The following is a 9,229-nucleotide window of genomic DNA, read 5'->3' on the forward strand; positions in this document are numbered from 1 at the left end:
CATGAGATTTCTCCGCTCGTTGCACACGATAAATCGGGATAAACAACCGAAATCAACGATTGTTTATCTGGTCGAAATGAGTAATTTTTTAGTTTGTCAACAATCTGACGAGATAATTATTTTATCTCGTTTTTTTATTGCAAAAAATTAGTTTGTAAAATCATATAAAATTTTCAAAATAAATTTTTATTTTTTATCTAAAAAATATTTTAAACCAGCGTAAATTTTTAATCAGCTTTTAGCAAATGGTTTTAAAAACATTGCTTTTATTGAAATTAATTTCGTAAAATTCAAAAATCATATATTGGAAAACGGGAAAACGAATTTTGTGGATTTGTTTTGTGAAAGTTATTTCAAAATAAATTAAAATCTTGAAATTATATTTACGATGTAATATACTGTAACCATCAAGGAGGTAGATATGGCTGATATAGAGGAAATAAGTTCTATTAAAGGGAAATTAATAGTGTCATGTCAAGCCTTGCCAGATGAGCCTTTACATTCATCATTTATAATGGGAAAGATGGCAAAAGCTGCTAAGCAAGGTGGAGCAAAGGGTATCAGAGCTAATACGTGCGAAGATATTAAAGAAATAAAAAATGAAGTTGATTTGCCAGTTATTGGCATTATAAAAAAAGATTATGAAAATTCTAAAGTTTATATTACACCAACTATGAAAGAAGTTGATGATTTGATTTCATCTAAGGCAGAAATAATTGCAATGGATGCTACTAAAGATTTAAGACCTGGTGGAATTGGAATTGATGAATTTTTTAAGGAAGTTAAGAAAAAATATCCTAATCAATTATTTATGGCTGATTGTTCTACTGTTGATGAGGCTATAAATGCTGACAAACTTGGATTTGATTTTATTGGAACAACTTTGGTTGGATATACTGACCAATCTAAAAATGATAAAATCGAAGAAAATGATTTCAAAATTCTTAGAGATATTTTAAAAAATGTAAATAACAAAGTAATTGCTGAGGGAAATATTAATACACCTGAAAAAGCTAAGAGAGTTCTTGAGCTTGGTGCTTACAGTGTAGTTGTTGGTTCAATTATTACTAGACCACAAGTTATAACTAAAAATTTTGCTGAAAAAATTAATGAATTAGAAAAATAAAAAATAAAAATATAAAGGAAGGGAAAAATTATGAGAAATTTAGACAAATATAAGGGAGTTATTCCAGCATTTTATGCTTGCTACGATGAAAATGGAGAAATTAGTCCAGAAAAAGTAAGAGAGCTTACAAAATATCACATTAAAAAAGGTGTGAAAGGTGTTTATGTAAATGGTTCTTCTGGAGAATGCATTTACCAAAGTGTTGAAGATAAAAAAATTGTTCTTGAAAATGTAATGAAAGAAGCTAAGGGAAAACTTACTGTTATTGCTCACGTAGCTTGCAACAATACAAAAGATTCTATGGAGCTTGCAGCTCATGCAGAAAGTTTGGGAGTTGATGCTATTGCAGCTATTCCTCCAATTTATTTTAGACTTCCAGAATATTCTATTGCATCTTATTGGAATGATATTTCTTCTGCTGCACCAAATACTGATTTTGTAATTTACAATATTCCACAACTTGCTGGAGTTGCTTTGACAGGTTCATTATTTGCTGAGATGAGAAAAAATCCTAATGTAATTGGTGTTAAAAATTCTTCAATGCCAGTTCAAGATATTCAAATGTTTAAACAAGCTGCTGGAGATGATTACATAATTTTCAACGGTCCAGATGAACAATTTATTTCTGGAAGACTTATTGGAGCTGAGGGAGCAATCGGTGGAACTTATGGTGTAATGCCAGAATTAATTTTAAAAATGGATGAATGTCTAAAAAATAAAGATTTAGAAAAGGCTCGCGAAATTCAATATGATGTTGATGCAATAATTTATAAAATGTGCGAAGCTCGTGCAAATTTATATGCAGTAATCAAGGCTATTTTAAAAATAAATGAAAACTTAGATCTTGGTGGAGTTAGAAAACCATTGGAAAATTTGGTTGATTCTGATATGGAAATTGTAAATGAAGCAGCTAAAATGATAAATGATGCAAAAAATAAATATTTAGGCTAAGGAGAAATAAAATGCAGGGATTTACAAAAATTGATTTAGCTATATTAATTATATATTTGGCAGCAGTATTGTTTGCAGGTCTTCATTTTTCTAAAAAAGAAATGAAGGGCAAAGAATATTTTAAAGGCGATGGAACAGTGCCTTGGTGGGTAACATCAGTTTCTATTTTCGCAACACTTTTAAGTCCGATTTCTTTCCTTTCTCTTGCAGGAAATTCTTATGCAGGAACTTGGATTATGTGGTTTGCACAACTTGGAATGCTTGTAGCAATTCCTTTTACTATAAAATTTTTCTTGCCAATTTATAGTAAACTTGATATAGACACAGCTTATCATTATCTTGAATTAAGATTTGATAGTAAAGGTTTAAGAATTCTTGGTGCTATTATGTTTATAATTTACCAAGTTGGTCGTATGTCAATTATAATGTATCTTCCATGTATGGTTTTATCAAAACTTATGGGAATAAATGTAAATATTTTGATTATAATCATGGGAGTAATTGCAATAATTTATTCATATACTGGTGGACTAAAATCAGTTTTGTGGACAGACTTTATCCAAGGATCAGTTTTACTTCTTGGAGTAACTTTTGGATTATTTTACCTAATGGCAAATATTAACGGTGGATTTGGGGCAGTAGCAAACGAGCTTTTCACAAATCACAAATTTTTAGCAGTAAACGAACCAATATTTGATGCAAATATATTTAAGGATTCAATATTTTTACTAATATTTGGAGCAGGTTTAAACACAATTGGATCTTATGTTTCAAGTCAAGATATTGTACAAAGATTTACAACTACAACTGATACAAAAAAATTAAACAAAATGATGATAACAAATGGTTGTCTATCAATTTTTATAGCAACAGTATTTTATCTAATAGGAACAGGACTTTACGTATTTTATAAAGTTCAAGCAAATCCATTGCCACCAGCAGCTCAACAAGACCAAATTTTCGCATCATGGATTGCTTTTGAGCTACCGGTAGGATTTACAGGAATTTTACTTGCAGCAATTTATGCGGCAAGCCAATCAACACTTTCAACAGGATTAAATTCAGTTGCATCAAGCTGGGCTTTGGATATTCAAGCAAGCTTAAATAAAGATTTGAGTTTTGAAAAACAAACAAAAATCGGTCAAAGAGTTTCATTAATAGTAGGAATTTTTGCAATAATCGTTTCAATGATTTTGGCAAATGGAGATATAAAATCAGCTTACGAATGGTTTAATGGATTTATGGGACTTGTTTTGGGAATACTTGTAGGAACATTTATCCTTGGAGCATTTACAAAAACTGCAAATAAATTTGGAGCAACACTTGCCTTTATTGCAGCAAGTGGAGTTATGATTTATATAAAATATTTCGTAGATCCAGCAAAAATTTCTTTCTGGTCATATTCAATTATATCAATAGTAGTATCTTTGGTAGTAGGACTTGTTGCATCAGTAATTTACAATAAAGTAAAGGGAAAAGAAACTCCACTACCAAAAAATACAACAATTTATAATTAAGATTTGGAGTTTGAAATGATATTTGGAAATATAAAAAATTTAGATGAATTTTCATATTTAAGTGAAAAAATTAAAGAATGTTTTGATTTTTATAAAAATAACGATATGAAAAAAATGGAAAAAGGGACTCATTCTATAAAAGGCGAAGAACTTTTTGTAAATATCGTAGAATATGAAACAACTAATCCTGAAAATAGATTTTGGGAAGCTCATAAAGATTATCTCGACCTTCATCTTATGCTTGATGGAAGTGAACAAATTGATTTAAATTTTATAGATAATATGAAGTTGGGTTCTTATAAAAAAGAAGATGATTATCAAGCAATGGAAGGCGAAAAAAATTCATCAGTAGTTTTAACTGAGGGAGATTTTCTAATTTGTTATCCTAACGATGGTCATCGAACAGCCATAAAAGTTAAAAATCCGCAAAAAATTAAAAAAGCAATTTTTAAAATCAAATTATAGGATATAATAGAGGCAGTGTGATGAGCATTTGCCTCTTATTTTTTAAAAGGAGATATTATGAAAAAATATATAAGCATAGATATTGGCGGAACAGCTATAAAATATGGACTAATTGATGATAAGGCAAATATTTTAGAAAATTATGAAATCGAAACAAATGCCCAAAAAGGCGGAGACCATATCCTAAATGAAGTTATAAAAATCGTAGAAAATTTTGTAAAGAAAAATCAAAATGACCAAATAATGGGAGTTTGTATTTCAACAGCAGGCGTAGTTGATACAAAAAACGGCTCAATTTATCACGCATCAGACTTAATACCTAATTATATAGGAATAAATTTTAAAAAAGCAATCAAAGAAAAATTTGATCTTTCTTGTCAGGTTGAAAATGATGTGAATTGTGCAGGATATGCAGAATACAAGTCTGGAGCATCAAAGGACAGCTCAGTTTGTCTTACTCTTACAATTGGAACAGGAATTGGTGGATGTGGAATAATTGATGGGAAAATAATTCACGGGGCAAATGGTTCAGCTTTTGAAGTAGGATATATTAATATTAGAAATGATAAATTTGAAAATCTAGGTTCAGCAAAAACTTTGGTTGAAAAAGTTGCTAAAGAAAAAAATGAAGATATATCATCTTGGGATGGAAAAAAAGTTTTTGAAAATGCAAAAAAAGGCGATGAAATTTGCATAAAAGCAATTGATGAAATGTGTGATATTTTGGGACTTGGAATTGCAAATTTATCTTATATGTTAAATCCTGATACAGTCGTACTAGGCGGTGGAATTATGGCACAAGAAAAATATTTGAAAAAAAGAATTGAAGAAAAAATTTCCCTATATTTGGAAAAAAGGTTTTTCGACAATATGACCTTAAAATTTGCCAAACACCAAAACCAAGCAGGAATCTTGGGAGCTTATTATAATTTCAGAGATTTGGAAGAAGAAAAATAGGAGAATATTTTGGACTATTATAATAAATCCGTTGTAGAAATAATAGAATCAAATTACGATAATTTTACAGAAGTTGAAAAAAATATAGCAGATTTTTTCATTCACAATAACAAAAGAGAAGATTTTTCCAGCAAAACCATAGCAGAAAAATTATTTGTATCTCAAGCATCCCTTTCAAGATTTGCACAAAAATGTGGATTTAGGGGCTACAGAGAATTTGTTTACCAATATGGAGAAGATTTTGTAGAAAAAAATGAAGATATAAATGGAAATGTGAGCCAAGTTTTAAATACTTACCAAGAATTATTGAACAAAACCTACAGCCTAATCGATGAAAGTCAAATTAAAAAAGTAATAAAATATATAAGCAAGGCTCACAGAGTTGTAGCTTGCGGAAAAGGATCATCAGGACTTGCGGCAAACGAAATGGAACTTAGATTTATGAGAATTGGAGTAAATATAGATTCCATAACAGATTCTGATCAAATGAAAATGAGAGGAGCTTTTCACGATGAAGATTCTCTAATTTTTGGACTTAGTATTAGTGGAAATACAAGTGAAGTTTTGCTTTTTTTATCACAAGCACACAACAAAAATGCAAAAACAGTTCTTATAACTTCACAAGTTAGAGATTTGTACCAAGATTATTGCGATGAAGTAATCCTTGTTCCATCACTCAAACATTTAAACTATGGAAATGCAATAAGCCCACAATTTCCAATTTCTATTATGGTTGATATTTTATATTCATATTTTGTAAAAGAAGATAAAAATATCAAAGAAAAACTTCATGGGGACACATTAAAAGCCTTAGGGACTGAATAATTTGTAAAATATTTAACATGTAAATTTCTTGACATTTTTCATTTTAAAAATATCCTAATTATAGGAGATTAAGATGATAAGAGAAAAAATTATAGAAAACGTAGGTATTATTTACCTTGATAGACCAGAAATAATCAATTCCTTAAATATGGAAATGGTAAAAGATATAGAAAAGATTTTAAAAAAATGGGAAGATGACAAAAAAATAAAGGCGATTTTATTTGATTCACTTTGCGAAAAAGGATTTTGTGCAGGCGGAGATTTAAAAGCAATTTATTACGATTACCTTTTAAATGATAAGTGCAAAAACAAAGACGAATTTTATGAAGAAGAATTTGTTTTAGATAAGTACGTAAAAGATTACAAAAAACCAATTATTAGCCATTATTTTGGTATAGTTATGGGCGGAGGAATAGGACTTACCGTAAATTCAGATTTTATAATTGCAGACGAAAGCGTAAATTGGGCGATGCCAGAAACAAGATTAGGTTTTGTGCCGGATGTTGGAGTTTGTTGGCATATTTCAAAACTTCCCCAAGCCATAGGTCAATACCTAGGACTTTGTGGCGAAAGTTTATCATCATCAGATTTAATAAAATATGATTTGGCAGATATTTATGTAAAATCAAAAGATTATGAGAAAGTTTTAAATATTTTATTTTCCCTATCAAAAAAATATGATGGAAAAAAATTAATAGAAGAATTAAAAAAACAAACACAAAAATATAAGGTATTAGAAAGTAATTCAAAAATTTCAAAAAATAAAGAAAAAATAGAAAAATATTTTTCCCATTCAAGCATAGAAGAAATTATAAAAAGTTTAGAAGAAAATAAAGATGATGATTTTGCAAAAAAAACTTTGGCCAATTTAAAAGAAAGAAATCTTTTTATGCTTGCCCTACAATTTGAAAAATATTTTATTTGCAAAAACCTAACTAAAGACCAAGTTTTTGACCTTGACCTAAAAATATTAAAATACGCAAGAAAAACAGGAACAATGAAAGAAGGAATAAGGTCATTAATAATAGACAAAGAAAGCGCAAATTGGAAAGAAAAATCACTAGATCAAGTTTCAGTAGAAAAAATAAAAGACTTGCTAGGAATAGAAAAATTATATAAAGAAAGATAAACTTAGGATAAAACCTAGGTTTATTTTTTTAAAAATTTCTAAGTTGATTTAAAAAATTATAAGTTATATACTAATAAAAATACCAAAAAGGAGAAAGTATGGACGTATTATTAGTAATAGATTTGCAAAATGATTTTGTAGATGGAGCGCTAGGAAACAAAGGCAATGATAAGATAGTAAAACCAATAGAAAGCTTGGTAGAAAATTTTGATGGAGAAGTAATTTTTACAAGAGATACACACGATGAAAATTATTTAGAAAGCCTAGAAGGAAGTCATCTGCCAGTAAAACATTGCATAAAAAATTCAAAAGGTTGGCAAATAAAAATTGATACAAAAAATCACAAAATAATTGACAAACCGTCATTTGGTTCTTATGAGCTTGTAGAATATTTAAAGAAATTAAATGAAAAAGAAAAAATCGAAAATATCTATATGGTAGGAATTTGCACAGATATTTGTGTACTTTCAAATGCCATACTTATAAAAAACGCCCTATTAGATACAGAAGTGACAGTAATAGAAGATTTGTGCAAGGCAACAAACGAAAAAAATCACAAAATAGCCATTGAAGCAATGAAGTCTTGTCAAGTAAATATTGTAAATTCTAAAGGAGAATAGCTTTAATAAACGTATAGTAATTATAATACATTTAAAATATTAGTATGTTATATAGGTGTTAATATAAAAACAAAAAATATTAATACAGCTGAATATTTTTGTTTACAAAAAGAAAATCAATTTTTTGATAGAAAAAGCCGTATAGGAGCAAAAACGGGGTAGCAGAGGCAAAAAGCTACGCAGAAAAAGCCAGGGGAAAAAGATTTGCAAAAATTCTTGAAGAAAAAGAAAAGGAGGGAAAATGGGGACAAAAAAAGAAGAATATTTAAGTAAAAAAAGAGCTGTAGAGCTTTGGGATAAAGGTATTATAAAGGAATTTGAAGTAGGGACTTTTAAAGGTTTGCAGCAAATACACAGATATATTTTCCAAGACGTGTTTAGCTTTGCTGGGAAAATAAGAAGCGTGAATTTGGCAAAAGGCAATTTTAGATTTGCTCCTTTGTTATTTTTGGAAGAAAATCTAAAAATAATAGAAGACATGCCAGAAAATGAATTTAGCGAAATTATTGAAAAATACGTGGAAATGAATGTTGCACACCCGTTTAGAGATGGAAATGGCAGAGCAACAAGGATTTGGCTAGATTTAATACTTAAAAAAAATCTTAAAAAGTGTGTAGATTGGCAAAAAATAGATAAAATGCCTTATTTACAGGCTATGGAAAGATCCCCTGTAAATTCTTTAGAATTAAAGCATTTAATTAAAAGCGCTCTTACAGAAGATACAGAAAATAGAGATGTTTATATGAAAGGGATTGAACGTTCTTATGAATATGAAGAGCAAAACGATATTGACATTTATGATATAAAATAATTAAAAGGAGAAATCTACAATTAAATAAGTGGTAAGAAAAGTTAAGAAAAAGTTTTGAAATTAAAAAAATTATTGTATTTTTTACTTTTTTATTGTTATACAATGTTGCAATTTAAATAAATGGTAAGAAATATAAAGAAACGGTAAGAAATGGTAAGAAGCGGTAAGAAATTTGATTCGATTCATTGCTTTTTAAATTTCTTATTATAAGATAATTAGTTATATAATAATTCTATATACCTACTTTTTATTAATATAATTATAATATAATCTTACTTGGGAAATTATATAAGTTTTGAGATTGCAAGATTTGTAGTCAAAAAAGTCCCTATTCTCAATCAAATATATTTTGAAATCTTGAAAAAATAGGCTTTTGTGATATAATCTAATTAAGAGAAAAACTCTTACAAATCCTTGATTTATTCAAGGTATTATGGTGAACAAACATGGCAACCGCCAAAAAAAAGACAGTAGGTGCGAACTACTGTCTTTTTATTTACTTGTTTTTGGAATAATATTTTTTTACAAAAAATAAAATCAAACCAACCAACAAGGGGAAAATAAAATTTTCCAATATTATGGCGAACAAACTTATCACCGCCTTCCACCTATTAAGTAATAGGCAAAATTATTATATCACAATAAATAAATGAAAATCATTAGCCTTGAAAAACAAGTCCTTTGTGATATAATTTAGGTAAGAGAAGAAAACTCTTGTCAAAAAAACCTTGATTAATTCAAGGAATTGAGGTTAACAATGTGGAATCACCACAAAAAAAGACAGTAGGTCGGAACTACTGTCTCAGAGCGTCGACAAACCCACCAATA

General features: G+C 28.8%; 9 protein-coding genes. All 9 read left to right on the plus strand.

Annotated elements, in window-relative coordinates:
• Positions 1-421 precede the first annotated feature (421 nt).
• Positions 422-1,126: an N-acetylmannosamine-6-phosphate 2-epimerase gene (locus tag HMPREF2852_RS08390; protein WP_070607623.1), complete on the plus strand. Its 705-nt coding sequence runs from the start codon at positions 422-424 to the stop codon at positions 1,124-1,126.
• A gap of 30 nt (positions 1,127-1,156) precedes the next feature.
• Positions 1,157-2,077, plus strand: a complete 921-nt coding sequence (locus tag HMPREF2852_RS08395; protein ID WP_070607626.1) for a dihydrodipicolinate synthase family protein — start codon at positions 1,157-1,159, stop codon at positions 2,075-2,077.
• 11 nt (positions 2,078-2,088) lie between these two features.
• Complete coding sequence (locus tag HMPREF2852_RS08400; RefSeq protein WP_070607629.1) at positions 2,089-3,594, plus strand: sodium:solute symporter family protein; 1,506 nt, start codon at positions 2,089-2,091, stop codon at positions 3,592-3,594.
• A 15-nt stretch (positions 3,595-3,609) separates the two neighbouring features.
• Complete coding sequence (locus HMPREF2852_RS08405; protein WP_070607632.1) at positions 3,610-4,059, plus strand: NanQ anomerase/TabA/YiaL family protein; 450 nt, start codon at positions 3,610-3,612, stop codon at positions 4,057-4,059.
• Between the two features lie 57 nt (positions 4,060-4,116).
• The gene (locus tag HMPREF2852_RS08410; protein ID WP_070607634.1) at positions 4,117-5,016 is read left to right on the plus strand and encodes an ROK family protein; all 900 of its coding nucleotides are present in this window, start codon (positions 4,117-4,119) and stop codon (positions 5,014-5,016) included.
• 9 nt (positions 5,017-5,025) lie between these two features.
• Positions 5,026-5,841 carry a MurR/RpiR family transcriptional regulator gene (locus HMPREF2852_RS08415; protein ID WP_070607636.1) on the plus strand — a complete coding sequence of 272 codons (816 nt, stop codon included), beginning with the start codon at positions 5,026-5,028 and terminating at the stop codon, positions 5,839-5,841.
• A gap of 73 nt (positions 5,842-5,914) precedes the next feature.
• A complete protein-coding gene (locus HMPREF2852_RS08420; protein ID WP_070607639.1) occupies positions 5,915-6,970 on the plus strand; it encodes an enoyl-CoA hydratase/isomerase family protein in 1,056 nt (351 codons plus the stop codon).
• A gap of 98 nt (positions 6,971-7,068) precedes the next feature.
• Positions 7,069-7,590 carry a cysteine hydrolase family protein gene (locus tag HMPREF2852_RS08425; protein WP_070607644.1) on the plus strand — a complete coding sequence of 174 codons (522 nt, stop codon included), beginning with the start codon at positions 7,069-7,071 and terminating at the stop codon, positions 7,588-7,590.
• A 241-nt stretch (positions 7,591-7,831) separates the two neighbouring features.
• A complete protein-coding gene (gene fic, locus HMPREF2852_RS08430; protein ID WP_070607647.1) occupies positions 7,832-8,401 on the plus strand; it encodes a protein adenylyltransferase Fic in 570 nt (189 codons plus the stop codon).
• The last annotated feature ends 828 nt before the right edge of the window (positions 8,402-9,229 follow it).

The organism is Anaerococcus sp. HMSC065G05, assembly GCF_001812365.1.
GTDB lineage: Bacteria > Bacillota > Clostridia > Tissierellales > Peptoniphilaceae > Anaerococcus > Anaerococcus vaginalis.